The organism is Streptomyces sp. NPDC003248, from assembly GCF_055563235.1.
Map to the genome: position 1 here is coordinate 87,224 of NZ_JBVHDT010000005.1, position 24,122 is coordinate 111,345.

The 24,122-nt window shown below is 73.8% G+C and carries 22 protein-coding genes and 1 pseudogene; 9 read left to right on the top strand and 14 right to left on the bottom strand.

Going from position 1 to position 24,122, the window contains the following annotated elements; translation table 11 throughout:
• Nucleotide 1: 1 nt before the first annotated feature.
• Genes ACZ3KJ_RS14345 through ACZ3KJ_RS14355 form a run of 3 tightly spaced genes read left to right on the top strand, consistent with a single transcriptional unit; the run spans nt 2 to nt 2,811 of the window.
• Nucleotides 2-1,297, top strand: a complete 1,296-nt coding sequence (locus ACZ3KJ_RS14345; protein WP_467526943.1) for a methylaspartate mutase — start codon at nt 2-4, stop codon at nt 1,295-1,297.
• Nucleotides 1,281-1,787 (top strand): flavin reductase family protein, encoded by a 507-nt coding sequence (locus ACZ3KJ_RS14350; protein ID WP_467526944.1) that lies wholly within the window; start codon nt 1,281-1,283, stop codon nt 1,785-1,787. The genes ACZ3KJ_RS14345 and ACZ3KJ_RS14350 overlap by 17 nt, the downstream gene beginning before the upstream one ends.
• A gap of 16 nt (nt 1,788-1,803) precedes the next feature.
• Nucleotides 1,804-2,811: an aspartate-semialdehyde dehydrogenase gene (locus ACZ3KJ_RS14355; protein ID WP_467526946.1), complete on the top strand. Its 1,008-nt coding sequence runs from the start codon at nt 1,804-1,806 to the stop codon at nt 2,809-2,811.
• A 94-nt stretch (nt 2,812-2,905) separates the two neighbouring features.
• On the opposite strand, the gene ACZ3KJ_RS14360 is transcribed toward ACZ3KJ_RS14355, so the two are convergent.
• Both ACZ3KJ_RS14360 and ACZ3KJ_RS14365 read right to left on the bottom strand, forming a co-directional pair.
• Entirely contained in the window at nt 2,906-3,964 is a 1,059-nt protein-coding gene (locus tag ACZ3KJ_RS14360; protein ID WP_467526948.1) for a lytic polysaccharide monooxygenase, read from the bottom strand.
• A gap of 194 nt (nt 3,965-4,158) precedes the next feature.
• On the bottom strand, nt 4,159-4,293 hold the full coding sequence (locus ACZ3KJ_RS14365) for a hypothetical protein (RefSeq protein ID WP_401690450.1): 135 nt from the start codon (nt 4,291-4,293) through the stop codon (nt 4,159-4,161).
• Nucleotides 4,294-4,432: 139 nt separating this feature from the next.
• Here ACZ3KJ_RS14365 and ACZ3KJ_RS14370 point away from each other — a divergent pair, with 139 nt between their 5' ends.
• Nucleotides 4,433-5,047 (top strand): class I SAM-dependent methyltransferase, encoded by a 615-nt coding sequence (locus ACZ3KJ_RS14370; protein ID WP_467526951.1) that lies wholly within the window; start codon nt 4,433-4,435, stop codon nt 5,045-5,047.
• A 5-nt stretch (nt 5,048-5,052) separates the two neighbouring features.
• Here ACZ3KJ_RS14370 and ACZ3KJ_RS14375 read toward each other — a convergent pair whose 3' ends face one another.
• Together ACZ3KJ_RS14375 and ACZ3KJ_RS14380 are read right to left on the bottom strand one after the other, a co-directional pair.
• Entirely contained in the window at nt 5,053-5,565 is a 513-nt protein-coding gene (locus ACZ3KJ_RS14375; RefSeq protein WP_467526953.1) for a ribonuclease FAU-1 family protein, read from the bottom strand.
• Nucleotides 5,546-6,475 carry a GNAT family N-acetyltransferase gene (locus ACZ3KJ_RS14380; protein ID WP_467526955.1) on the bottom strand — a complete coding sequence of 310 codons (930 nt, stop codon included), beginning with the start codon at nt 6,473-6,475 and terminating at the stop codon, nt 5,546-5,548. Before ACZ3KJ_RS14380 ends, ACZ3KJ_RS14375 begins: the two co-directional genes overlap by 20 nt.
• Nucleotides 6,476-6,546: 71 nt before the next feature.
• On the opposite strand from ACZ3KJ_RS14380, the gene ACZ3KJ_RS14385 reads away from it, so the two are divergent.
• A complete protein-coding gene (locus ACZ3KJ_RS14385; RefSeq protein ID WP_467526956.1) occupies nt 6,547-6,915 on the top strand; it encodes a GntR family transcriptional regulator in 369 nt (122 codons plus the stop codon).
• A 267-nt stretch (nt 6,916-7,182) separates the two neighbouring features.
• On the opposite strand, the gene ACZ3KJ_RS14390 is transcribed toward ACZ3KJ_RS14385, so the two are convergent.
• From ACZ3KJ_RS14390 to ACZ3KJ_RS14415, 6 genes and pseudogenes are all read right to left on the bottom strand, one after another.
• Nucleotides 7,183-7,959, bottom strand: a complete 777-nt coding sequence (locus ACZ3KJ_RS14390) for a DUF72 domain-containing protein (protein ID WP_467526958.1) — start codon at nt 7,957-7,959, stop codon at nt 7,183-7,185.
• A 15-nt stretch (nt 7,960-7,974) separates the two neighbouring features.
• Nucleotides 7,975-9,069 carry a DUF5925 domain-containing protein gene (locus ACZ3KJ_RS14395; RefSeq protein WP_467526960.1) on the bottom strand — a complete coding sequence of 365 codons (1,095 nt, stop codon included), beginning with the start codon at nt 9,067-9,069 and terminating at the stop codon, nt 7,975-7,977.
• Nucleotides 9,070-9,250: 181 nt separating this feature from the next.
• On the bottom strand, nt 9,251-10,051 hold the full coding sequence (locus ACZ3KJ_RS14400; protein WP_467526962.1) for a polysaccharide deacetylase family protein: 801 nt from the start codon (nt 10,049-10,051) through the stop codon (nt 9,251-9,253).
• 302 nt (nt 10,052-10,353) lie between these two features.
• Nucleotides 10,354-11,316 (bottom strand): annotated as a pseudogene (locus ACZ3KJ_RS14405) (glycosyltransferase family 2 protein); the annotation flags it as partial.
• Nucleotides 11,317-11,438: 122 nt separating this feature from the next.
• Entirely contained in the window at nt 11,439-12,269 is an 831-nt protein-coding gene (locus ACZ3KJ_RS14410; RefSeq protein ID WP_467526964.1) for a glycosyltransferase family 2 protein, read from the bottom strand.
• Between the two features lie 580 nt (nt 12,270-12,849).
• Nucleotides 12,850-14,058 carry a S8 family peptidase gene (locus ACZ3KJ_RS14415; RefSeq protein WP_467526966.1) on the bottom strand — a complete coding sequence of 403 codons (1,209 nt, stop codon included), beginning with the start codon at nt 14,056-14,058 and terminating at the stop codon, nt 12,850-12,852.
• Between the two features lie 307 nt (nt 14,059-14,365).
• Here ACZ3KJ_RS14415 and ACZ3KJ_RS14420 point away from each other — a divergent pair, with 307 nt between their 5' ends.
• The gene (locus ACZ3KJ_RS14420) at nt 14,366-15,172 is read left to right on the top strand and encodes an SGNH/GDSL hydrolase family protein (RefSeq protein ID WP_467526967.1); all 807 of its coding nucleotides are present in this window, start codon (nt 14,366-14,368) and stop codon (nt 15,170-15,172) included.
• 8 nt (nt 15,173-15,180) lie between these two features.
• Here ACZ3KJ_RS14420 and ACZ3KJ_RS14425 read toward each other — a convergent pair whose 3' ends face one another.
• The 4 genes from ACZ3KJ_RS14425 to ACZ3KJ_RS14440 form a co-directional block, all read right to left on the bottom strand.
• Entirely contained in the window at nt 15,181-16,842 is a 1,662-nt protein-coding gene (locus ACZ3KJ_RS14425; protein ID WP_467526968.1) for a serine/threonine-protein kinase, read from the bottom strand.
• Nucleotides 16,843-16,885: 43 nt separating this feature from the next.
• Complete coding sequence (locus ACZ3KJ_RS14430; protein ID WP_467526970.1) at nt 16,886-18,550, bottom strand: nickel transporter; 1,665 nt, start codon at nt 18,548-18,550, stop codon at nt 16,886-16,888.
• Nucleotides 18,547-20,442, bottom strand: coding sequence for a tetratricopeptide repeat protein (locus ACZ3KJ_RS14435; RefSeq protein ID WP_467526972.1), 1,896 nt, complete (start codon nt 20,440-20,442; stop codon nt 18,547-18,549). The genes ACZ3KJ_RS14430 and ACZ3KJ_RS14435 overlap by 4 nt, the downstream gene beginning before the upstream one ends.
• Nucleotides 20,443-20,611: 169 nt before the next feature.
• Nucleotides 20,612-22,153, bottom strand: coding sequence for a DUF4331 domain-containing protein (locus tag ACZ3KJ_RS14440; RefSeq protein ID WP_467526974.1), 1,542 nt, complete (start codon nt 22,151-22,153; stop codon nt 20,612-20,614).
• 205 nt (nt 22,154-22,358) lie between these two features.
• On the opposite strand from ACZ3KJ_RS14440, the gene ACZ3KJ_RS14445 reads away from it, so the two are divergent.
• The 3 genes from ACZ3KJ_RS14445 (at nt 22,359) to ACZ3KJ_RS14455 (ending at nt 24,115) form a co-directional block, all read left to right on the top strand.
• Nucleotides 22,359-22,901 carry a sigma-70 family RNA polymerase sigma factor gene (locus ACZ3KJ_RS14445; protein ID WP_467526976.1) on the top strand — a complete coding sequence of 181 codons (543 nt, stop codon included), beginning with the start codon at nt 22,359-22,361 and terminating at the stop codon, nt 22,899-22,901.
• The gene (locus ACZ3KJ_RS14450) at nt 22,898-23,713 is read left to right on the top strand and encodes an anti-sigma factor (protein WP_467526977.1); all 816 of its coding nucleotides are present in this window, start codon (nt 22,898-22,900) and stop codon (nt 23,711-23,713) included. Before ACZ3KJ_RS14445 ends, ACZ3KJ_RS14450 begins: the two co-directional genes overlap by 4 nt.
• Nucleotides 23,714-23,839: 126 nt before the next feature.
• Entirely contained in the window at nt 23,840-24,115 is a 276-nt protein-coding gene (locus ACZ3KJ_RS14455; protein ID WP_389519967.1) for a hypothetical protein, read from the top strand.
• Nucleotides 24,116-24,122: the final 7 nt, after the last annotated feature.

Consider the following 24,122-nt stretch of genomic DNA (forward strand, 5'->3'; position numbering starts at 1 on the left):
CGTGTCCGGATACCTGGACCGGTTCGTCGCCGAGGCACGCAGCCGGGGAGACCTGGTGGTGCAGCCGCGCATGGGCTTCGGGACGATCGACACGATGCGAGCCGGCCTCAGTGAGGTCGCCGGTCTCGGCATCCCGGCCGTCGGCACCATCACCGTCGACAGTTACACCCGCGTCGGCGACCATGTCAGCCCCCTGGAACGCCTGATGGAGGGAGCGGAGCTCAACGGCTACCCCATCGTCACGCACTCGCCCGAGCTGACCCGCGCCATGCTGGACGGTCTGTACGGGCCGTCCTTCCCCATCCAGGTGCGGCACGGTACGGCACTCCCGCAGAAGGTCATCGAGAGTCTGGTGCGGGCGGGCCTGGACACCACCGAGGGCGGCCCCGTCTCCTACTGCCTGCCCTACAGCAGGCTCCCGCTCGCCCGGGCGGTGGAGGCCTGGGCGGAAAGCTGCCGTTACCTGGCGAACGAAACCGAGCGCGGCCACATCGAGAGCTTCGGCGGGTGCCTGCTCGGGCAGCTGTGCCCGCCCTCCCTGCTCGTGGCGATGACCGTCCTGGAGGGCCGGTTCTTCCTCCAGCACGGGGTGCGGTACATGTCGCTCAGCTACGCGCAGGGAACGCACGGGGACCAGGACCGCGGAGCTCTCCGCGCACTGCGGGAAATGGCCCGGCTGTATCTCGGGGACGCCACCTGGCACGTGGTGCTCTACACCTACATGGGCCTCTTCCCCCGGACCCTGGCCGGCGCGACCGCCCTGATCGGCGACAGCGCTCGGCTGGCCCGGGACACGGGGTGCGAGCGCCTCATCGTGAAGACGGTCTCGGAGGCATGGCAGATACCGAGTGTCGCGGAGAACATGCGGGCGCTCAGGCTGGCAGCCACCGCGATGCCACGGTCCGGGGACGCCGACCCGGCCCTGGAGGAAGCGTTCTTCGCCGAGGTCCTGGAGGAGGCGCGGTGCATCGTCGATGCCGTCCTCGACCTCGATCCGGATGTCGGTAAGGCCCTGGTCAGGGCCTTCGAGACGGGACTCCTCGACATTCCCTTCTGCCTGCACCGCGACAACCGGCACGAAGCGACCTGCACGCTCGACGAGCGGGGGGCCCTGGCATGGGGCAACGCCGGCAACCTCCCCGTCTCCGGCCGGACCCGGCGGGGCGAGGCGGCACCTCTGCGGTCCGGTGACCTCTACAGAATGCTCAATCACGTCGCCGACCGTTACGACAACGGCCCAGCCGGGCGGCGGACCGTGAGCCGCCCCGGGGAGGAACTCCATGACCGTAGCTTCTGAGCGCTTCAGCGAACTCTTCGGTGCGTTCCCGACGCCGATCGCGATCGTGACGGCCGCGGGCGCGCGCGGCGAGCCGCTGGGATTCACCAGCAACTCGGTCTGCGCCGTGTCGGCGGCCGTGCCGACGCTGCTCATCTCCGTGGGCAAGGAGTCGAGGACCCTGCCGGCGATCGTCTCCTCGCAGGCGTTCGCGGTCAACTTCCTCTCCTCGCTCGGCCAGAGCGCGTCGCAGGTGTTCGCGAGCAAGGCCGCGGACAAGTTCGCGGGCGTGGAGTGGGAGCCGTCGCCCCTCGCGGAAGGCGCACCCCTGCTCACCGGCATCGCCCTCGGCTATGCGGAGTGCAGGGTGGAGAACGTGGTCGAGGCGGGCGACCACTGTCTCTTCATCGCCAGGGTGGAAGGCACCGCCGTCTTCCCGCGCCGGCCACTGCTCCACCGCAAGGGCCGCTACAGCGTGTGGCCGCCGCAGTTCGCCGATTCTGTCGCCTGAGGGAAAGGACCCCCGCGTGAAAACCCCGCGTATAGCGATCGCCGGCGGCACCGGTGCCGTGGGCCGTACGCTGCTCCGCCTCCTGGAGGAGCGGGCCTTTCCGCTCTCGGGGCTGCGGCTGATGGCCTCCGAGCGCTCCGCCGGTACCACCGTCACGGCGCTGGGCCGCACCGTCGTCGTGGAGGATCTCGCCACGGCGGACTTCACCGGCACCGACATCGCGTTCTTCTCGGCCGGGACCTCGGTGAGCGCGCAGTGGGCGGCCAAGGCCGCCGCCTCCGGAGCCCTGGTCATCGACAACACCAACGCCTTCCGGATGGACCCGGACTCCCCGCTGGTGGTTCCCCAGGTCAACGGCGCCCTGCTGGCCGAGCGGCCCGTCTCGGGCATCGTCGCCAATCCCAACTGCTCCACCATCCCGCTCGTGCGGCTGCTGCGGCCGATGCACGAGGAGTACGGGTTGCGGCAGGTCACCGTCGCGACGTACCAGGCGGCCTCCGGCGGCGGTCAGAGCGGCATGGAGGAGCTGCGCGACGGAACGCGGAACGTGCTCGCGGGCCTGCCCGCGGCCGCCGAGCGGTTCCCCGAACCGCTGGCTTTCAACGTGGTTCCGGCCATCGACCGGTTCCAGGACGACGGCTTCACCCTCGAGGAGCGGAAGATGCGCCAGGAATCGCGGCGCATCCTCCAGCTTCCCGACCTCGACCTGGTCGCCACCTGCGTCCGTGTCCCGGTCGAGAACGGCCACAGCGAGGCCGTCGTCGTCGACTGCGAACGTCCCGTGGACGCGGCGGGACTGTCCGGGCTGTTCGCGGCCCAGCCCGAGGTGGAGGTCTGGACGGACCGGGTGCCGACCCCGCGGACGGTGACGGCGCGCCCCGACCATGTGCACGTCGGCCGTATCCGGGTGGACCCCGAGCGTCCGACCCGGGCCCTGTTCTGGCTCGTCGCCGACAACCTGCGCATCGGTGCCGCGCTCAACGCCCTCCAGATCGCCGAACTCGTCGTCGGGGAAGGCGCCTGAGGCCGCCGCGGACAGCGCCCGACGGTGCGGTCAGGCCGTCCGGTGAGCGGGGCCCGTCCGGCCTGAGCCGCCGGACGGGCCCCGCGCCCTCCGCTCAGCGGCCGTGGCGGCCGCCGCTCACCGCGCGCCGGCGGACCGACGCGAAGAGCACGGCCGCGCCCAGCGCGAGGACGCCGGCGCCCCCGACCGCGATGTACGGCGTGCTGCTGTCGCCGCCGGTCTCCGCGAGGCTCGTGGCCCTGCCGGCGGCCTTCGGGCGGTTGGCACCGCCGGCCGCGGCGGTCCGCGACGCCCCGCTCGCGGGCGTGGCGTCCGTCGTCGTGGTGGCGTCCTGGTCGCCGTGGCCGTGGTGCTCGATCGTCGACTTGTCGGCACCCGCCTCGATCTGCTCGTCGGAGGGGGCGGACGCCTCGGGCGCGGCACCGCCGTCCTGCTCGGCGGTGTCGTCGCCACCGGTGGCGGTGTCGCTCGCTCCGGTGCCGGTGTCGCTCTCTCCCGTGGTGCCGGTGCCGCCGTCCCCGCCGAAGGCGACGTCCGAGCAGGAGTAGAACGCCTCGGGGCTGTCCGAGCGCTGCCACACCGCGTACAGCACGTGCCGGCCCGAGCGCTCGGGCAGGGCGCCGGAGAACGTGTAGAAGCCGTCCGACGCGACCGGGTCGGTGACCGTCGCCACCGGGTGCTCCAGGTCCAGGTCGGACCAGGCCAGCGGCTGCGCCGGGTCGTAGCCGGCCTGGGTGAGGTACACCGTGAAGGTGCCCTTGTGCTGGGCGGTCACCCGGTACTTGAAGGTGTACGAGCCGGCGCTCACGCTCGTCGCCGGCCAGTCGGTGCGGGCCAGGTCGAGGCCCTTGAACTCCTCGTTGTTCGCGCTGCACAGCTTGCCGTCCGGGATCACCTCCTGGTGCTGGCCGCCGGCGTCGCCGATGCGGATGCCGTTCCAGTCGTACAGCGCCTGCGTCCCGCCGGCCGCGACAGCCGCCTTGCAGGCGTCCGACGACGGGCTCTCGGGGCCTTCCGCGTAGCACTGGGAGACCCGGCTGACCGGGTCCCCCATCGAACCGTGCGCGGCCGCGGGCGCGGCGGACAGCCCGGTCAGGGCCAGCGGGGTCAGGCCGAGGGCGGCGACGGCGGCGGCCTTGCGGCGTGCGGACATGGAGGTCTCCTAGGAACCGGTGCTGATGTGTGCCGGAACCAAGAAACCGTGAAAACGCCTGCTGAGGGCGGTCCCGGGCGATCTTTAGGGTCGCCTTAAGGAAGCGCTCAGGCTGGGATCAGGTAAGGGGCGGGCGCGCCGGCCGAAGGCGCACTCCGGGCGCTCCGCGCTCCGGGTGGGCGCCCGGGCCGGCGCTACCCGTCCGGCCACCAGGTGCGGGCGATGTCCTTGCGCACCTCGGGGCGTCCGGAGGGGCGCGCGTCGGCCTCCTCGCGGATCCGGCGCGAGTCCGTCTTCTTCAGGGGCTTCTGCACGGTCGTGCGGCGCATGGCTGCCTCCTCGGGGCGCTACCGAGTTCCGTGGTTTCACGGAGATAGACCCGTTAGGGGAGAGTTCCTCATCGCCACCTGTTCTGTCAGTGGCGGCTGTCACGATTCGATTGTCAGTGGTGGGTGTCACCCTTGGGGCATGGCAAACCAGGGTGACGGGACGACTTCGGTGTGTGTCGACTGGGACGCGGCGGCCGCCGCCTTCGACGAGGAGCCCGACCACGGCCTGCGCGACCCCGACGTGCGCGCCGCCTGGGCCGGGCGGCTGCGCGACTGGCTGCCGGGGACCCCGGGTGACCTGCTCGACCTCGGCTGCGGCACGGGCAGCCTGTCGCTCCTCGCCGCCGAGCAGGGACACTGCGTCACCGGGGTCGACCTCTCACCGGCCATGGTCGACCGGGCCCGGGCCAAGCTCGCCGGACGCGCCGCGGTGGTCCTCCTCGGCGACGCGGCGGCACCCCCGGTCGGGGACCGGCGCTTCGACACCGTCCTCGTCCGGCACGTGCTGTGGGCGCTGCCCGACCCGGCCCGCGCCCTGCGCCACTGGCGCGGGCTGCTGCGCCCCGGAGGACGGCTCGTGCTGGTCGAGGGCGTGTGGGGCGCCGTCGCCCCCGTCGGCATACCCGCGGAGCGTCTCACCGCCCTGCTGGCCCCGCTCACCGGGCACGCGCGCGTGGAGCGGCTCTCCGACGCGCCCGAGCTGTGGGGGAAGGCGGTGCAGGACGAGCGGTACGCGGTGGTGGTGACGGTGTGACGCCCTCACGCCAGCAGCGACTCGAGGCCGCCCTCGGCGCCGGCGGACACCTCCAGCGCGTCGAGGGCGGCGAGGGCGGCGGCCGCGGCCCCGGGATCCCGCTCGGCCAGCCCGCTCTCCGCGAACTCGTCCTCGTCCAGCCGTCGTACGTCGCTGCCGTCGGCGGAGCACCACAGGTCCAGGTCGAGGTCCTCGACGACCAGATCCGAGCCGGTGAGCGTGGCGGGACGGGTGACGTCGCAGTACCAGCCCTTCAGCGCGCCCGACGCGGCGCGGACCTCCTTCACCGCGTACCAGCGGTCGCGCCAGTAGTACTCCGTGAAGACATCGCCCGGCTCGAACCGTACGAAGCCGAAGTCCCGTACGCCGTCGCCCGCCCAGCCGGCCCGGACGGCGATCCTGGTGCCGTCGTCGGACAGCAGCCCGGCGGGGTAGCGGATCTTCGTCCGGCCGCCCTTGACGAGGACGACGTCCACCCGGCCCGGGGAGCCGGCGGGGTCAGTCGAGTTCGCGGACATACCGCACCTCCGTTGCGCAGATCTCGTATCCGAACCACCGGTTGACGGCGAGCATCGGACCGTTCCCGGTGTCGTTGCCGGTGAAGGCCTCCCGGTACCCGGCGGCGCGGGCGCGGTGCAGCGAGGCGTTCTTCACGCAGGTGGCCAGCCCCCGGCCGCGGAAGGCGCGGGCCGTGCCGGTCATGCCGGAGACGTAGCGGGTCGCGCCGTCCGTGCGGGCCGCGGTGAACGCGACGGGACGGCCGTCGACGACGGCGACCGTGGTCAGGCCGGGATCGAGGAGCGGATGCCTCCAGGTCTCCTCGGTCCACGCCGCGTAGTCGGTGAGCTCGGCGCCGACGTCGCCCGGTTCGTCCGCGGTCGTCTCCGCGTCGAGCTCGAACAGCGGGCGGGGATCGCCGGCGAAGTCGGCGGCGGTGCGCAGCTCGACGCCGGGCGGCGGGTCCTGGAGCGGCGGCAGCGTGCCGTGCGCCAGGTCCAGGCGGAGGAAGTGCGCGGAGCGGCTCGCCCGGTAGCCGCGCCGCTCGGCGAAACCGCGGTGGTCCGGCTCGTCCAGCACCCAGGCGAACACCCTGGCCGCGCCCTGCGCGGCCAGGTGCTCCTCGCCCGTGCGGGCCAGCAGCGCCCCGGCGCCCCGGCGCGTGCGCCCGGGGTGCACGTACACGTTGAGGAAGCCCTGGCCGGGCTCCGGGCTGTCGTGGGCGAGGCCGGCGTCGGCCGTGCCGACGATCTCGCCGTCCGCCTCGGCGACCAGCCGCCGCAAGCGGGCCGCGGGGTGGGCGTGGGCGAGGTCGTGGAGCACGGACCGCGGGGTGGACACCAGGGCGGGCAGGGCCAGTCGCCTGACCCGGACGTAGCCCTCGGCGTCCCCCGGCACCTCGGGGCGCAGGTCGCGCACGCGGACGGTCATGGGGCGCAGGCTAGGCCGGGAAGCCTCCGGTGCGCCTCCCCTTTTCCGGCGGGTGCGGGACAATCGGGTCCGTGACCTTGAAGATCCACATCGCTGAGGGGGCCGCGCCGTACGAGCAGGTGCGGGCCCAGATCGCCGAGCAGGCCCGGTCCGGCGAGCTGCCCGTGGGCCACCGGCTGCCGACCGTCCGGGGCCTCGCCGAGTCGTTGGGACTGGCGGCCAACACGGTGGCCAAGGCCTACCGGGCCCTGGAGGCGGACGGGGTGATCGAGACACGCGGCCGCCACGGCACGTACGTCGCTGCCGCGGGTTCGGCGGCGGCCCGTGAGGTGGCCGCCGCGGCGCGGGCCTACGGGGAGCGGGCGCGGCGGCTGGGGCTCACCCAGGACGAGGCCCTGGCCGCGGTCCGGGACGCCCTGCGGGCGGCCTACCAGGAGTGAGGGACGGGGTGCGGTGCCTGCCACGCGTGCGGGGCCTGCCACGCGTGTGGCGCGCCTGCCTCGCGTGCGGGGGTCTGCCGGTCCGGCGGGTGGCCGCGGGTGCGTGGTGGCTGGTCGCGCAGTTCCCCGCGCCCCTGGGTGGGTGGCCTGGGCCGGGGGCTGGGGTGCGGGGCTGGGGTGGGTGGCCTGGGCCGGGGACTGGGGTGCGGGGCTGGGGTGGGTGGCCTGGGCCGGGGGCAGGGGCCGGGGCTGGGGGCGGGGGGAGTGTCACCGGTGGGCTAGTGGCGTGTGGTCGGGGACGCGGGTCGGCCGCAGGCCCGCCCGCTCCGCCGTCCTGCCGAACATGACCGCGTTCCGCACGGCCGCGCCCCCGGGGTCGTTGTTGAAGTACGCGTACACCTCGGCGTCGCTCGGCCAGGTCGTCGCCACGCGGTCGAGCCAGGTCTCCAGGGCGCGGCGGCCGTAGTGCGGCGAGGGGTGGGCGCGGCCCTGGTGGAAGCGGACGTAGCCCCAGCCGGTGGTCCGCCACAGGGGGGTGACCGGGCGGGAGAGGACATCGGCCCAGCACAGGGCCGCGCCCCGGGACTCCAGGACCTCGCGGACCGCGGGTGTCCACCAGGAGTCGTGCCGGGGTTCGACGGCGACCCGGGTCCCGGGCGGGAAGCACGCCAGGCAGCTGTCCAGCAGGCCCGGGTCGGCGCGCAGGGTCGGCGGCAGCTGGAGCAGCACCGGGCCGAGCCGGGAGCCGAGGCCGGCCGCGTGGCTCATCAGCCGGTGCACCGGCTCCTCGGGGTCCCGCAGCCGTTTGATGTGGGTCAGATAGCGGCTGGCCTTGACCGCGACGACGAAGTCCGGCGGCACGCGCTCGCCCCAGGACGCGAAGGTCTCCCGCGAGGGCAGCCGGTAGAAGGCGTTGTTGATCTCGACGGTGGCGAACCGTGCCGCGTACTCCTCCAGCCACCGCCGCACGGGGACGTCGGCCGGGTACAGGACGTCCTTCCAGTCCTTGTACTGCCACCCCGACGTGCCGACGAACAGGGTCATGGATCCATCAAAGCACTACAGGTACAGCCCCGCGTCCGCCCCGCCCCGCGGCTCCGGCAGCGAGGTCGGGGAGGTGCCCCGCCGCAGCGCGTACAGCTCCGCCAGGGTCGCGCCCTCCCGGCCGACCCCTTCGTCCGTGCCGAGCCAGTCCACCGCCTCCGGGCGGGTCAGCGGGCCGACCTCGATCCGGGCCAGGCAGCGGCCCGGGCGGACCACCGCCGGGTGCAGACGCTCCAGGTCCTCGTTGGTGGTCACCCCCACCAGGACGTTGCGGCCCTGGCCCAGCAGCCCGTCGGTGAGGTTCAGCAGCCGCGACAGCGCCTGGCCGGCGGTGTGCTTGGCCTCGCCGCGGATCAGCTCGTCGCAGTCCTCCAGGAGCAGCAGACGCCACCGTCCCTTGCCGGTTCCGTCCTCCTCGCCGATCGCGATGTCCATCAGATAGCCGACGTCGGAGAACAGGCGCTCGGGGTCCAGGACGCAGTCCACCTGGCACCAGTCGCGCCAGGAGCGGGCCAGGGTGCGCAGCGCCGAGGTCTTGCCGGTGCCGGGCGGGCCGTGCAGGAGCAGCAGCCGGCCGGCGATGTCGTCCGGGGTCGTCCCCATCAGACGGTCCATCGCCTCGGCGACCGGGGCCGTGTAGTTGGGGCGGATCTCGTCCCAGGTGCCCGCGGAGATCTGCCGGGTGGTGCGGTGCGGGCCGCGCCTCGGGGAGACGTACCAGAAGCCCATGGTCACGTTCTCCGGCTGGGGTTCGGGCTCGTCCGCCGCGCCGTCGGTGGCCGCGTTGAGCACCTCCGTGGCCAGTTCGGCGCTGGTCGCGGTGACCGTGACGTCGGCGCCGCGGTTCCAGCGGGAGACCAGCAGGGTCCAGCCGTCGCCCTCGGCGAGCGTCGCGCTGCGGTCGTCGTCCCGGGCGACGCGCAGCACGCGTGCGTCCGGCGGGATCAGGTTCGCGCCGGAGCGCACGCGGTCGATGTTCGCGGCGTGCGAGTACGGCTGCTCGCCCGTCGCGAACCGGCCGAGGAACAGCGCGTCGACGACATCGGACGGGGAGTCGGAGTCGTCGACGGTGAGCCGGATCGGCAGGGCGTCGTGTGGGTGCGCGGACATGCCGCCATGATCCGGCACACGGGGCCCGTGCGCACCGGGTTTCCGCACTGCGCGGCGGTGTGTCGGAGGTGGCTACAGCATTTCTGACGGTTTCAGGGCATTCGGGTGCATAAGATGCGTATCGCGTCGGCACCGCGGGCCCGGCCGGGGCGGTTCGCCGCCCCGGCCGTACCCCGTCGGCTCAGACGAGCGCCCCGACGGCCCTGCGGTGGATCTGCCGGGTCCTGCGGACCACCGCGTACCCCTTGGTCAGGGCGCGGTCCCGGGCGAAGGCGCGGGTGACGGCCCGGCCGTCGAGGAGCCGTTCGAACTCCTCGGCGCCCGTGCCGCGCCGGACGGTCACCCGCCGCAGGGCGTACGGGCCCTGGGCGCGGCGGGCGAGGGAGTTGCCGACGGCGAGCGCCTGGGCGAACCCGTTCTCCCGCACCGCCGTGCGCACCCGCCGGCTGGAGTAGCCGTACGGGTAGGCGAAGGAGACGGGCAGGGCGCCCAGTTCGTCGGCGACGATGTCCCGGCAGCGGGTCAGCTCGGCGCGCAGCGTGCCGTCGTCGACCTGGTCGAGCTGCGGATGGGTGTGGCTGTGGCCGCCGATCTCGACGCCCGCGTCCGCCAGTTCGCGCACCTGCGGCCAGTCCAGCATGGTGTCCAGGCCGCCGCCGGTGTCGTGCGCGCCCCGGATCCAGCCGGTGGACACGAACAGCGTGGCCGGGAAGCCGTGCCGGGCCAGTACGGGGAGGGCGTGGCGGTGCACGCCCTCGTAGCCGTCGTCGAAGGTGATCAGGACGGGCCGGCCGGGCAGGGGCCGTCCGGACCGCCAGCGGGCGGCCAGGCCGGCAGTGGTGAGGGGGGTGAGCCCCCGGTCCGCGATCAGCCCCATCTGCTCGGCGAACGCCTCCGGTGTGACCGACAGGGCGCGGGTGGCGTCGTTCGGCTCGGCGGCGACCGCGTGGTACATCAGGATCGGAACCCGCGCTTCCGTCATACGGCGCCCTCCACCCGCGCCACGCCCCGCCCACCGCCGTCCCCACCCACGCCGCCCGTCCCGCCGCTCCGACGGCTTCCGCCGTCACCGAACGGCGCGACGACTCCGGCCGTTCCGGCGGCCCCGGCGTCCGCGACCGCACTGGTCGCTCCGGCGCTTGTGACCGTGCGGCTCGCCGTTCCGCACCCGCGGTTTCGGTCGTCACCGGACGGCGCGACGACTCCGGCCGTTCCGGACGCCCCGGTGTCCCTGGTCGCGCCCTCCGTCCCGGTCCCCCTCTCCCTAGGCGTGCCGGTCGCCGCGTCCTCGCCGATCCGGACCACCGTGAAGGTCGTGCCGTCGCGGCGTGCGCGGGCGGTGCCCACCAGGTAGCCGCCGGCGGCGGTCAGGACGCCGGCGACGATCGCGCCGGCGCGGCGGGCGCCCCCGGGCCGGCCGAGGAGCCCGTCGCGCAGGCCCCGGACGACGCCGGCCGGCAGTACCCGGGTGGTGTACCGGCGTTCGGACTCCAGGCCCTTGCCGGCGCCGACGCTGCGGGCGACGAGCGCCTTGGACAGGCCCTCGGCGTAGGTGCGGGTGCGGAAGTAGGCGAAGTGCTCGCGGGTCTCGGGCACCTTGTGGTGGATCACCGCGCGGTCGTCGACCAGCAGGATCGCGTCGGGTCGCGCGCGGCTGAGCCGGATGCACAGCTCGGTCTCCTCGCCGCCCAGCGGCCGCTTGTCGCCGTCGCGTCCGATGCCGGTGGCGAAGCCGCCCGCGACGGCGAACGCCTCCCGCCGGAAGGAGGCGTTGCCGCCGAGGACGTTGCGCACCCGGACCAGGCCGGGCGGCAGGCCCCGGTAGGAGCAGCCCACCACCCAGTCGAACTCCTCGGGGAACCAGGCGGGCCGCCGGCCCGAGGACCAGGCCGGTACGGTCCGCCCGCCGACCGCCATGACCCGGGGGTCCGCGTAGGCGTCGGCGAAGCGGAGCAGCCAGTCCCGTTCGGCGACGGCGTCGTCGTCGAGGAAGGCGACGATCGCGCCGTGCGAGGCCGCGACGCCGGTGTTGCGGCCGGCCGACAGGCCGCGCGGGCCCGCGTTGGGCAGCACCCGTACGTCGTGCGCCTCCCGGTACTCCTCGGCCAGCCGGTCGAGGAGGACCGGGTTGTGGTCGACGACGAGCAGGGTCTCCAGGGCGGGCCGGGTCTGCGCCCGCACCGAGGCGACGGCCGCGAGGATGTCCTCCCAGCGGTCCTCGGTGTAGACGCAGACGACGACCGAGATGCCGGCGGAGCCGTCGCGCGCGGCCCGGCCGGCCGGCGTGCCGTTCAGACCGGCGTCGGCGCTGTCGGCAGTGCCGCTGTCCGAGGTGTCGGCAGTGCCGCTGTCCGTGGTGCCGTTCGAGCTCAAGACACCTCTCCCCGGACCGCGTCGAGCATCGGCGACCGGTGTCCGCGGCGGCGCAGCGCCCGGCGGTTGGACCGTTCCGCGAGGATCACCCGCAGCACCCGCAGCCCGTCGCGGACGGCGCGCAGGTTGCTGACGCCGTGGATGCGCAGGTACTCGTGGCTGGGGATCTCCTGCACCCTCAGCCCGGCCTTGACGACCCGGATGTTCATCAGGGTCTCCACCTCGAAGCCGGTGCAGTCGAGTTCGATCTTGTCCAGGCAGTGCCGCCAGAAGGCGTTGTAGCCGTAGCACAGGTCGGTGTAGCGGGCGCCGAACTTGCGGTTGACGACGGCGCACAGGACCCGGTTGCCGAGCCGGCGGACGAAGGTCATGTCGTCGGTGCCGCCGCCGTTGGCGAAACGGGAGCCCTTGGCGAAGTCCGCGCCGGAGACGAGGGCGGAGACGTACGACACGATCTCGTTGCCGTCGGCCGAGCCGTCCGCGTCGACCATCACGATGATGTCGCCGGAGCACGCCTCGAAGCCGGTGATCAGGGCGTCGCCCTTGCCCCGGCCCCGCTGCCCGACGACCTTGACACCGGGCCACAGTTCACGCGCGACCTCGACGGTGCCGTCGGTGGAGTTGCCGTCGACCAAGACCACTTCGTGGATCCAGTCCGGCAGGGTCTTGAAGACGTACGGGAGGTTCTCGGCCTCGTTCATCGCGGGGATCACGACGCTCACCGGCGGTGTGATGGCCAGGTGAGAGGTGATGGGCCGGTACTTTCCGGCGGTGGACGGAGCCTGGAGATCGTGGCCCGATGTCGCCGGCTGCAGCACGGAACTCATGAGTCTGGTCCCTCTCGTCCGGTGGGCCGCCCGCCCCTGGGCGGCCCGGATCTACGTCCGGTTCGAAAGGGGGGTTGTTTCCCACCCGCGGCCGTACGGCACGACGGAGGACCTCTCCGCGACACGTCCGGCACGGCATGGCGGAGGACTTCTCCGCGCACGCCGGGTGAGCTGGCTGAACTGGACGGCCCCGGGGAACGGCGGCCGACCGCGCGGCACGGCCCGGTCACACACTGCGCTGACCGAGCTCGGCACCCCCCTACCGCGCTCCCGCGCCGGACGCCGTCGAGGCGGTCCTTGAGCCCTCCCCTAGAGCCGCTTGCCGACGGTCCGATGCGGGTGAGATGTATGACGGTATTGACGATTGCACCCGTATGGCAAGACCTGGAAAGAGACCTCACCTTTTTGTTCGTTTGACCGTTACACAGCGGGTCGTCCGGTCGCCGGGACGACAAGGGTGATCAGGAGCCTGACAAAAGTGTTCCCCGGAGGCGCGGGGCCTCCGGGGAACGGCTCCGACTCATCGCCGTCTCAGAGGACGTGAGTCAGGGGAAGAACAGGGGGAAGAGCAGGGGGAACGTCAGGGCACGATCTTCAGCAGCCGGTTCGGGGAACCGGTGCCGGCGCTGGTGACCACGCCGGTGGTCGCGCCGCTCGTCAGGGCCGAGGCGACCTGGGCCGGGGTGGCCGAGGTGTGGCTCGCCAGGTAGATCGCGGCCGCGCCCGCGACGTGCGGGGTCGCCATCGACGTGCCGGAGATGGTGCTGGTCGCGGTGTCGCTGGTGTTCCAGCCGGCCGTGATGGAGGAGCCGGGGGCGAAGATGTCCAGGACCGAGCCGTAGTTGGAGTAGCTGGCCTTGGCGTCGGTGCTGGTGGTGGCGCCGACGGTGATCGCGGCGGCGACGCGGGCGGGGGAGTAGGAGGAGGCGTTGGCGCTGCTGTTGCCGGCCGCGATCGCGTAGGTCACGCCGCTGGCTATGGAGTTGGAGACCGCGGTGTCCAGCGAGGTGGAGGCGGAGCCGCCGAGCGACAGGTTGGCGACCGAGGGGCCGGAGTGGTTGGCGGTCACCCAGTCGATGCCCGCGATGACGCCGGCCGTGGTGCCGGAGCCGCTGTCGTTCAGCACCCGGACCGCCACGATGTTCGCCTTCTTGGCCACGCCGTAGGTGGAGCCGGCGATGGTGGTGGCCACGTGGGTTCCGTGGCCGTTGCCGTCGGAGGCGGTGGTGTCGCCGTCGACGGCGTCGTAGCCGTAGGAGGCGCGGCCGCTGATCTGGGAGTGCGTGATGCGGACGCCGGTGTCGATGACGTACGCGGTCACGCCGCCGCCGGCGGTGTCCGGGTAGGTGTAGGTGCCGGAGAGCGGGAGCGCGGCCTGGTCGATGCGGTCCAGGCCCCACGGGGCGCTCGACTGCGTGGTGTCGGCGAGCTGGACGGTCTGGTTCTGCTCGACGGCGGCGACCGACGGGTCGGCGGCGAGTCTGCGGGCCTCTGCGGCGGAGAGGGTGGCGGTGTAGCCGTTCAGCGCGGCGCCGAACGTCTTCTTCACCGTGCCGCCGTACTCCTCGACGAGGTCCTTGCCGGTGGCCGAGGACGCCTTGAAGCCCGCGTCCTTCTTCAGGGTGACGATGTAGCTGTCCTTGACGGCGGTGGGGGAGCCGGCCGCGAGGACCTTGCCCTCGGCCGGTGCGGCCTGGGCGGGGAGCGCGGTGAGCCCGCCGACGAGAGCGGCGGCCGCCACGGTGGCGGCGGCGGTGACGCGGAGCTTGGTGCTGCGAAGGTGTGCCATTACGAGGGAGTCCTCCTCTAGGCGGCGCGCGCCCGGGTGTGGCGCGCGTCTGTGGGGGGTGCGCACGGAGTCGCGCGCACGGCGTCGAGCGTCGCGGCGTACCGCTCTCAGCTGTTGCAAAGCTTGTTTCATCTACAGGGGCGGAACAAGGGACTTGAAGGCCTGTCAACAAATTTGGCATGGCCACGTAACAAATCGGGCGTGATCAATCGCGACACGACATGAAAAGACTTGGCATGAACACTTCCTGTCAACACGCGTAGCTGCTACCACGGTTGTGGCAGAGATGCTGCTAAAGGGAGGTTCCATGAGACGTTCCCGAATTGCCGTAATCGTCAGTTCCCTCCTCCTGGCCGCCGGTGCCGCACTCACCGGCGCCACCTCGGCGCAGGGCGCCCAACTCGCCGCCACCGGGGGCTACGTGGCCCTCGGCGACTCCTACTCCTCCGGAGTCGGCGCCGGCAGCTACGACAGCTCCAGCGGCGACTGCAAGCGCAGCACCAAGTCCTTCCCCTACCTGTGGAACGCCGCCAACGCCCCCACGTCGTTCGCGTTCACCGCCTGTTCGGGCGCCCGGACGGGTGACGTCCTCTCAGGTCAGCTCAGCCCGCTCAACTCCGCCACCGGGCTGGTCTCCCTCACCGTCGGCGGCAACGACGCGGGCTTCGCCGACGTCATGACCACCTGCGTCACCAGCTCCGACAGCACGTGCGTGTCCCGCATCAACACGGCCCGGGCGTACGTCGACTCCACGCTCCCCGGCCAGCTCGACAGCGTCTACTCGGCGATCCGCTCCAAGGCGCCCAACGCCCGCGTCGTCGTCATCGGCTACCCCCGCTTCTACAAGCTGGGCACCACCTGCGTCGGCCTGTCCGAGACCAAGCGCTCCGCCATCAACGCCGCCTCCGACCAGCTGAACACCGCCATCGCCGCGCGGGCCGCGGCCCACGGCTTCGTCTTCGGCGACGTCCGCACCACGTTCTCCGGCCATGAGATCTGCTCCGGCAGCTCCTGGCTGCACAGCGTCAACTGGCTCGACATCGGCGAGTCCTACCACCCGACCGCGTCCGGTCAGTCGGGTGGCTACCTGCCCGTGCTCGACGGCGCGGCCTGAGCCGTCCCTCACGAGGGTGACGTGGAGGGGGAGGCCCCGCCCGACGGGGCCTCCGTCTCGCACGTCACCGAGAACGGCACCGCGTTCGACGTCGTCCGCAGCGGCTCGCGCACCTCGACCCCGATCGCGTTCCGGTACGTCCCGCTCTCCGCGTACGTCGTCACGGTCACCCGGTCCTGCCGCGAGGTCCCCCCGCCAGCCGGGAAGTCGAGCGTCCTCCAGCCCGAGTCGGCGAGTTCGCCCTCCTCCGCCACCCAGCGGTAGGACACCCGCGCGGGCAGCCGGCCCACCGTGATGGTCGCCGTGAAGGCGGGTGCCCCCTCGTCCCGCGGCGGACAGGCACCGGAGAACTCCGTGTGCGTGCCCGTGACACTGACCGCGACGGACTGCGCCGGAGTCTCACCGGTGGTGTGCCCGCTCTCGCCCTCGCTCCCGCTCCCGCCGGGACTCGTCGAGGGCTCCGCCCCGCTCCCGGTCCCGCTCGCCGCCGGCGACGCGGAGGGTGACGCGGACGCACTCGCGCCCGGCGAGCTGCCTGACGAGGTGACACCGCCGGCGCCGTCGCCCCCGTCGTCCCGGTCGAGCAGCGCGTACGTCAGTCCGGCGACCGCCAGCGCCAGCGCCACCACGCCCGCCACCAGGACGCCCGCGGCGCGCCGGTCGCCGTCCCGTTCGTCCCGGGCGGCAGGCGTGGGTCCCGTACCCGAAGGGGGCACGGGGAGTTCCGGCCGCCGCCGCGACAGCGGTTCCGTGTCCGCCGCCGACGGCAGGCCCGCGACCGTCGGCGCGTACGGCGTCCCCCGGACGGTGCCGGCGTACGGGGCGCCTCCCCCGGAGGGGGTGCCCCCGGCCGCGACGACCCTCAGGTCCCGCTCGGCCCGCTCGGCGGGCAGCCGTTCGGCCGGGTCCTTGCGCAGCAGTCCCTCGATCACCGTGGCGAGCGGCCCCGCCCGGCGCGGCGGCGGCAGTTCCTCGTCGACGACGGCGCGCAGCGTGCTCAGCGGGGTGTCCTGCCGGAAGGGGGAGGCGCCCTCGACCGCCGCGTACAGCAGCACGCCCAGCGACCACAGGTCCGACCCGGGCCCCGGCGTACGCCCCAGCGCGCGCTCGGGGGCGAGGAATTCGGGGGATCCGATCAGCTCGCCGGTCATGGTGAGCGCGGAGGTGCCCTCGACGGTCGCGATGCCGAAGTCGGTGAGCACGACCCGGCCGTCGTTCGCCATCAGCACGTTGGCCGGTTTCACGTCCCGGTGCAGCACGCCCGCCGCGTGCGCCGCCCGCAGCGCGGCCAGCACCTCGGCGCCGATGCGCGCGGCCCGCGCCGGCTCCAACGGGCCCTCGGCGTCCAGCAGGTCGGCGAGGGAGATGCCCCGCACCAGCTCCATGACGATCCACGGCCGGCCGTCCTGCACGGCCACGTCGTACACCGTGACGACGTTGCGGTGCGCGATCCGGGCCGCGGACCGGGCCTCGCGCTCCAGCCGGGCGTACATCCGTTCCACGTCGGCGGCCGGCAGTCCGGCGGGAGCGCGCACCTCCTTGACGGCGACCTCGCGGTGCAGGACCTCGTCCCGGGCCCGCCACACCGTCCCCATGCCGCCCTCGCCGAGCGGCGACAGCAGCCGGTAGCGTCCCGCGATCAGACGTTCACTGCCCGGTCGTTCGGACACCGCGCCCCCTTCACATCCCGGCGGACACCACCACAAACGTAGCTCAGGCGACCAGGGATGCGGCCCCCTTGAGCACCAGTGCGGCCCCGAGGGCCACGACGACGAGCGCGGACCACAGCGGCACGTTCCGGCGGACCAGCGCCACGACCGGGTGCGCGGGCCGGCGCACGCGCCGGTCCAGGAACCGGGCCGCGCCCGTCCCCAGCCTGACCACGGCGAACCCGGCCGCGGTGAGCGTCAGCGCGAGGCCCGCGCCGTACGCCACGACGAGCAGCAGCCCGAACCAGGCGTGCCCGAGCGCCGCCGCGCCGACGAGCACGACGACGGCGGAGGGACTGGGGACGAGCCCCCCGGCGAAGCCGAGCAGGATCGTGCCGCGCAGGGTGGGGGCGGTGGAGTGGGTGTGGGTGGAGCCGCCGTGGGTGTGGGTGTGGGTGTGGGTGTGGCTGTGCATGGGGCTGTTGCTGTGGGGGTGGGGGTGTCCGTGATGGTGGTGGTCGTGGTCCTGCTGGTGGCTGTGGTCGTCGTGCGTGTGCTCGTGCCCCTGGTGGTGGCCGTGGTCGTGGTCGTCGTGGGGGTGCGGGGTGGGGGCGCCGGACAGGGCGAGCGCGCGGACGGGGGGCTTCGCGTGCTCGTGGTCGGGGGGAGTGGGGTGAGGAGCGGTGGGGGCGGGCCGCCGGGGGTGCCGGGCCCGGCGGACCAGGACGGCGCCCGCGCCGAGGACGAGGGCGCCGCTCGCCAGACCCAGCCAGGAGATCACCGACGGGGCCGCGGCCGAACCCGCGGTGACCAGGAGCCCCAGGGCGACCACGCCCAGGGTGTGGGTGACCGTGACCGACGCCGCCAGCGGCAGGACGTCCTTCATCCGGGCCCGGCCGCCCCGGGCCGCCGCCGTCGCGGCCATCAGGGTCTTGCCGTGCCCGGGGGCGACCGCGTGCAGCGCGCCGAGCCCGACCGCGAGGAGCAGGGCCAGGGCGGCGAAGCCGACGGTGAGGTCCTGCCGGGCGACCAGCCGGTCCAGGGCCCGTGTCCAGCGGTCGGCGCCGCGCGGCAGGACGGACGCGGCGGGCGCCTCGCGCTCCCCGTCGGCGAGGGCCGCGCCGCCCGGACGCACCCGCAGGGACGCGGTCGCGGTGTCGGCCGGGGACGAGAGCAACTCCTGCGGATAGTCCGTGAGTTCACCGGACACGGACTCGGCCGGTACGTCCGAGGCGGTGAGCGTCATACGGTCGCCCCGCGCGGTGATCTCCCGCCAGCCCGGCCCGGCGGACCCGCCCGCGCCCCGGAAACCGACGGAGACCGTGCCGTCCTCGGGCAGCGGTGCCGTCAGCCGGCACTCCACGCGCAGGGTGTCCAGCCCGGCCTGTCCCGGCCGTACGGCCGCCTCGGCGGCGGTGGACGTGAGGGTGACCGGGCGGCCGTCCACGGTCAGCGCGCTGCCGGCGGCGGCCGTGGCGCAGCGCCGCCGGGCCCACGCGGTGAGACCGAGCCGCCCGACGTCCGGCTTCGCCTGGGTCGCCGGGATCTCGGCGAGGTCCTCGACGTGGTCGACGAGGAGCCGGCCGGGGGCGGCGACCAGACCGTCGTAGCGGTTGACGGTGAAGTTGCCCAGGGGGTGCGCGCTCGCGGTGGCGGAAGGGCCCAGGGCGAGGGCGCACCCGGCCGTGAGGACGGCCGCGCAGGAGGCGAACGCACGACGGGCGGTCACCGGGAGCCCTCCGGTGTCTTCAGCGGATTCAGCGGATTCAGCGTCTTGAGCGTCTTCAGCGTCTCCAGCGCGGCGCGGGCCTCGCGGGCGCCCAGCGGGGAGAAGCCCGGGTTGAGGTCGAGGGCCGCCGTGAGGTGGGCGCGGGCGTCGGCGGTGCGGCCGGTGGCGCGTTCGATCATGCCGAGGTGGTGGAGGAAGACCGCGTTGCGGTAGCCCGTGGCCGTGGCCCGGCGGGCGTAGGGGAGGGCTTCCTCGTCCCTGCCGTTGACGTGCAGGGCCCAGGCGAGGGCGTCCGCGGTGTGCACGGTGCGGCGGCGGGCCCACTCCGCGCGGGCCGCGCGCAGGGCCGCCGCCCGGTCGCCGTGGTCGGCGGCGGCGAGCGCGGTGTCGAGGTCGGCGTCGACGCCGTTGGCGCGGGCGAGGGACGTCCAGGCGTCGACGAGCGTGTACTGCTCCCGTGCCTTCGCCGCGTCGCCCTGCCCGCCGCGGGCCTCGTACAGTTCGCCCAGCGCGACGAGCGGGCCGGGGAGCGGGAAGCGGGCGACGACGTCCTCCAGGCCCTCGATCGCCTCGGCCTGCCGGCCGCCGGCCGCCTGCGCGCGGGCGCGGCCCTCCAGCGCCGGCAGGTACGTCTCGTCGGCGGCCAGGGCGCGGGCGTAGTGGGCGAGGGCGGTGGTGTGGTCGCCCTGGCTCCAGGAGAGGTTGCCGAGCTGGGTGGCGACGTAGGCGATGTCGCCGGGCGTGACCGAGGCGGCGAGGGCCTGCTCCAGTACCCGGCGGGCGGTGGCGATGTCGCCGCGTAGTTCGTGGACGTACGCGTACCGCGTGAACACCGGTACGCCCGGCCGCCGTTCGTCGGCGGTCCGCGCGGCCCGCGCCGCCTCGTCGTACCGGCCGAGCTCGACGAGCGCGTCGATACGGGTGCACAGGGCGCGTTCGCTGTAGGGGTTGCGCTCCAGGGCGCGGTCGGCGTACCTCAGGGCGCCGTCGAAGTCGTGGCGGGCGGCGGCGAGGGCGGCCCGGCCGGACAGGGCCTGGTCGTTGCCGGGCCGCAGTTCCAGCGAGCGCTTCAGGGCGCGCTGGGCCTGCGGATAGCGGGAGGGGTCGCCCTTGGTCCTGGCCTGCTCGACGTAGGCGAGCCCGAGCGAGGCCCAGCCGTCGGCGTCGCGCGGCTGGGCACGCAAGTGGGCCTGGAGCTCGGCGACCCCGGCGTCGAGACCGGCCCCGGACAGCAGCCCCGGGGAGACCGCGGCGGCCGCGACGACGGGGGGCCCGCCGCGGTCGCGCACCGCGCCGAACGCGACCGCCCCCGCGGTGAGGGCGACGGCCAGCATGGCCGCACAGGCCCCCAGATGGACGGCCCGCCAACGGCGGCCCGCGGCCCCCACCCGGCGCACGGCGGCGACCCGCACGTCGACCTCGCCGGATCCGACGGCCGTGTCCGCGCCGCCGGCCTCGGCGTCGCCGCTTTCGCGGGGGCCTTGGTGGGATGCGGCGGTGCAGGCTTCGCGGGTGCTTTCGTCGGCCGCGGGGCCCCCGCCTCCACGGGTGCCCTCGCGTGCCTCGGAGCCGCCGCCCTCGCGGGTGCTTCGGTCGGCCGCGGTGGTCCCGCCCCCACCGGCCCCCTGGCCGGTCACGGCGCCCGCGCCCTCACGGGTGCTCTCGGGGAGGGTCTCGGCGTCCCGAGGGGCGGTCGTGCCCCGGGGTTCCCCGGCGGCGTCGCGGTCCTCGGTGTCGCCCGGGGCGGGGGCGTCGCCGGTTCCGGGCGGCCGCGACGAGCCCGTACCGGTCCGGCTCTCGGGCCGGCCGTCCTGCTCGGCGGGGTGTCCGGGGCCCGGCCCGGAGGCCGGGCGCTCGCGCTCCGGTCCGCCGTCGTTCGTACGCGGGGGCATGCCCTCTCCTCGGTCGCCTGGGGTGGTCCGTCCTGCGGGTGGGGGAGGCGCGGCCCGCGCCGTGGGGGAATGGGTACGCGGGCCGCGCCGGTCGGGGGGTGCGGTGCGGGCCGGGGGCGCAGGATCCCCCGGCGGTGGTTCAGACGCCCTCCTGGTAGGCCCGGTCGGCCTAGTACGCCCGGCCCCGCATCCGGCGCCACCACATCAGGCCGCCGCCGATGAGCAGGATCCCGGCCGCGCCGGCGCCCGCGGAGGCGGCGATCAGACCGGTGTCGCCGTCGGTCCAGGACGAGGCCGGCTGGAGGGCGTCGCCGAGCTGGTTGCGGACGTCGTTGCCGCCGGCGGTGCCCTCGGCGAGGGGGCCGCGCGAACCCTCGGTGGGCAGGGCGACGTACGGGAAGGCCTTCTCGAAGTCCTTGTCGTTCGCGTCCACCGCGTCGCCCAGGTCGTTCTTGGCGCCGAGCAGTTCTCCCTCGACGACCTGGAGCGAGGCGTCGATCACGTCGTCGGTGAGCCGGCGCCCGTTCGGGAAGCCGGCGGTGTCGCCGTCGAGCACGCCCAGCCGCTTGGGTTCGGCGGCGGGCTCGATCGAGGTGTTCAGCCGCAGTTGCTCCGACGGCGTCACGTGCGGCGGCTGGTTGAGGCCCTCGACGCCCTTCAGGAACACGTCGACGAGGTCGTCGCGCGGCTCGTCGGGCGCCTCGATCTGGTAGATCGCCTCGATGAGCTTCGGCAGTTCGGGGTGGGTGACGTTCTTCAGGAACTCGGCGTCGTCCCAGGGCGCGGACGCGTTGAACTCGTCCTTGTCCTCGATGGGGTTGACGACCTCGTTCACCAGCGGGTTGCCCAGGCGCGACACCTGGGTGAAGTGGCCCTGCGCGTTCTTGCGCTGGGTGGTCGACCAGATGCCCACGATCGGCTGGTGCGCGGACTGCGTGATCAGGTCGGTCGGCACCTGGAGGGCGATCGAGTTGACGTTGTAGCCCTTGAGGGTGTCGTTGCCGACCTCGGAGAGGTTCCCGCCGTACAGCAGGTCGAAGACGCGCAGGTCGAGGAAGAACGGGTCGTCGGCCTGACCGGCGAAGGTCTGCGCGCCGTTGGAGAGCTTGTGGACCGCCTGGTCGCGCAGCGCCGCGTAGTCCGGCATCGACGCCTTGCCGACGTTCGACGGCGCCACGGGCACGTCGTCCGCGAGCTTCGTCCGGTGGACGGCCTTCTGCTTCTTCAGCTTGATCAGCTCGAGGTCGTACGTCTGCGTCACATTCAGGTCGGGGTCGTCCAGGCTCTCGACGGGCCCGGTGTTGTACAGGAACGTCTTCTTGTTCTTCGTGTGCGTCTTGAAGGTGTAGCGGAAGAGCAGGTCGCCCTGTGCGTCACCGTCGTTGTCGATGTGCAGGTCGTACTGGGCGTCCTCGGCGAACGGGTAGAAGTTCGGGCCGCCCGCGGGCTCCTCGAACGGGGTCCAGTTCGCGATGATGGTCGTCGAGTCCGGCTTGTCCGGGCTGACGAACGCGTACACGTCGGTGTTGTCGTACTGCGGTGTTCCCGAGATGAGCGGGGCCTCCCGGTGGCTGGAGGCGGCGGCCCCCACGGGTTCGAGCGCGGCGACGCCGGCGGCCGCGAGCCCCCCGGCGGCCAGCGCACCGCATACGAGGGCGGCCACGCCCCTGCGTCCGGATCCGCCGGATCCGCTCCTGGAGATAGCTGTCATGCCGTCCGTCCTTGGTGCCGACTTGCCTGACGGACAGTGATACGGAGCGGGGTGAGGGGCCGGATTGGTGGGAACCCGAAAACTTTTCCTCGCCTGTTCACCCGCGTTCCGGGCCGCGCGATCCGTACCTCCTCCGGAGGTGTGTGCGTTGCGAATGCCTGGTATGACGGGACGGCCCGGGTGCGGCCGCAGGGAGGGGGACCGGATGGAGGCGGACGAGCTGCTGATCCTCGTGGCGGGGGGCGACCAGAAGGCGTTCGAACAGCTCTACACGCTGGTGGCCGGCCCCGTGTTCGGCCTGGTGCGGCGGGTGGTGCGGGACCCGGCGCAGTCGGAGGAGGTCTCCCAGGAGGTGCTGCTCGAACTGTGGCGCTCCGCGGGCCGCTTCGACCCCCGCCGCGGCAGCGCCCTGTCGTGGATCCTCACCCTCGCCCACCGCCGCGCCGTGGACCGGGTGCGCAGCGCCCGCGCGGCCGGCGAACGCGAGCGGCGTGAGGCCCGGCGCGCCCACCACCCCGCCTTCGACCAGGTGACCGAGGAGGTCGAGGCCGGACTGGAGCGCGAATGGGTACGCCGCTGCCTGGACCGGCTGACCGCCCTGCAACGCCAGTCCGTCACCCTCGCCTACTACGACGGCTACACCTACCGTGAGGTGGCCGAGCGGCTCTCCCTGCCGCTCGGCACGGTCAAGACCCGGATGCGTGACGGACTCACGCGGCTGCGCGACTGCCTGGGAGGTGCCGCATGAGCGTCCGCGCCCTGTTCCGCCGCGAGGACCTCCACTCGCTGGCCGCGCCGTACGCGCTCGACGCCCTCGACCCCGACGAGCGCCGGCGCTTCGACAAGCACCTGACGCGCTGCGACCGGTGCGCCGCCGATGTGCGGGCGCTGTCCGAGGACGCCGTCCGGCTCGCCTGGTCGACGGCCGCCCCACCGCCGGCCGCGCTGCGCGACCGGGTCCTCGCCGCCGTACGGACGACTCCGCAGGAGCCCGTGGCGGCGCCGGTGCGGGAGCACGAGCCGCGGTTGCCGCCGCACGTCTGGGGCGCGCAGCCGCCGCCGCGCACCCGTGCGCCCCGTACGCGCCGTCCGCTGTTCGTGCCGTTCGCCACGGCGACGGCCGCCGCCGCGCTCGTCGTCGCTGCGCTCTTCGCGGTCCAGGCCGAGCGCACCCGGGACCAACTGGGCGCCGAGCGCGACCGGGCACGTGAGATCGCCCACGTTCTCGCGGCCCCGGACGCCAGGGCGAGCACCGGCCGGGACGCTCGGGGACGCACGATCGGAGTGATCGCCTCCGCTTCGGCGGGCGAAGCGGTCGTCACGCTGAGCGGATACGGCGACCCGCCCGGCGGACAGGTGCACCAGCTGTGGGTCATGCGCCCTGACGCGCAACCGCGCTCTCTCGGGCTCTTCGACCGCGACACGCCCTTGGTCGCGACCGGTCTCGCCCCATCGTCGACGTCACTCGCAGTGACCGTCGAACCTGACGGAGGATCACCGCAGCCCACTACGCAGCCGGTTGTCCAACTCACCCTGAAATCGGTTGGATTCGGAGAGTGACCGAACAGGCATCGTCAACCTCCTTACGGGGAAGGTGAATCCCGGGACCGCGATACACGGGTGCTCCGGCGGGGCGATAGGGTTACCCTGCCCGGGCCGGGTGGACTCGTACGGGTGGGGAGTGTCATGGAACAGATAACAGTGCGCAGCAGGGCGAGGGTCCCTGCGATCACCTGCGGGAGCAGCGCGACCAGTTCGCGTCTCGACCGCCATCTCTCGGTGCTGGCGGGACCCGCCATACCGCAGCGGGAGACGGTCGAGGCGACCACGCTGATGCGGGAACTGACGGCGCGTTCGCCCGCCCACCGCCGCAGCGCCAGGGGCGCCCGAGTGAGCCGGGTCTCGCTCTTCGCGCCGCTGCGCCGACTCCGCCGTTCGCTCTTCGGCGGCAACAAGCACTGAGGCCCGC

Excerpts from the sequence above, each read along its gene's own strand:
- ACZ3KJ_RS14375 (WP_467526953.1), bottom strand. The coding sequence starts at position 5,565 with ATGTCCGCGAACTCGACTGACCCCGCCGGCTCCCCGGGCCGGGTGGAC.
- ACZ3KJ_RS14380 (WP_467526955.1), bottom strand. The coding sequence starts at position 6,475 with ATGACCGTCCGCGTGCGCGACCTGCGCCCCGAGGTGCCGGGGGACGCC.
- ACZ3KJ_RS14395 (WP_467526960.1), bottom strand. The coding sequence starts at position 9,069 with ATGTCCGCGCACCCACACGACGCCCTGCCGATCCGGCTCACCGTCGAC.
- ACZ3KJ_RS14420 (WP_467526967.1), top strand. The coding sequence starts at position 14,366 with ATGAGACGTTCCCGAATTGCCGTAATCGTCAGTTCCCTCCTCCTGGCC.
- ACZ3KJ_RS14435 (WP_467526972.1), bottom strand. The coding sequence starts at position 20,442 with ATGCCCCCGCGTACGAACGACGGCGGACCGGAGCGCGAGCGCCCGGCC.
- ACZ3KJ_RS14445 (WP_467526976.1), top strand. The coding sequence starts at position 22,359 with ATGGAGGCGGACGAGCTGCTGATCCTCGTGGCGGGGGGCGACCAGAAG.
- ACZ3KJ_RS14415 (WP_467526966.1), bottom strand. The coding sequence starts at position 14,058 with ATGGCACACCTTCGCAGCACCAAGCTCCGCGTCACCGCCGCCGCCACC.
- ACZ3KJ_RS14440 (WP_467526974.1), bottom strand. The coding sequence starts at position 22,153 with ATGACAGCTATCTCCAGGAGCGGATCCGGCGGATCCGGACGCAGGGGC.
- ACZ3KJ_RS14450 (WP_467526977.1), top strand. The coding sequence starts at position 22,898 with ATGAGCGTCCGCGCCCTGTTCCGCCGCGAGGACCTCCACTCGCTGGCC.
- ACZ3KJ_RS14390 (WP_467526958.1), bottom strand. The coding sequence starts at position 7,959 with ATGACCCTGTTCGTCGGCACGTCGGGGTGGCAGTACAAGGACTGGAAG.
- ACZ3KJ_RS14370 (WP_467526951.1), top strand. The coding sequence starts at position 4,433 with ATGGCAAACCAGGGTGACGGGACGACTTCGGTGTGTGTCGACTGGGAC.
- ACZ3KJ_RS14455 (WP_389519967.1), top strand. The coding sequence starts at position 23,840 with ATGGAACAGATAACAGTGCGCAGCAGGGCGAGGGTCCCTGCGATCACC.
- ACZ3KJ_RS14350 (WP_467526944.1), top strand. The coding sequence starts at position 1,281 with ATGACCGTAGCTTCTGAGCGCTTCAGCGAACTCTTCGGTGCGTTCCCG.
- ACZ3KJ_RS14410 (WP_467526964.1), bottom strand. The coding sequence starts at position 12,269 with ATGAGTTCCGTGCTGCAGCCGGCGACATCGGGCCACGATCTCCAGGCT.
- ACZ3KJ_RS14360 (WP_467526948.1), bottom strand. The coding sequence starts at position 3,964 with ATGTCCGCACGCCGCAAGGCCGCCGCCGTCGCCGCCCTCGGCCTGACC.
- ACZ3KJ_RS14365 (WP_401690450.1), bottom strand. The coding sequence starts at position 4,293 with ATGCGCCGCACGACCGTGCAGAAGCCCCTGAAGAAGACGGACTCGCGC.
- ACZ3KJ_RS14400 (WP_467526962.1), bottom strand. The coding sequence starts at position 10,051 with ATGACGGAAGCGCGGGTTCCGATCCTGATGTACCACGCGGTCGCCGCC.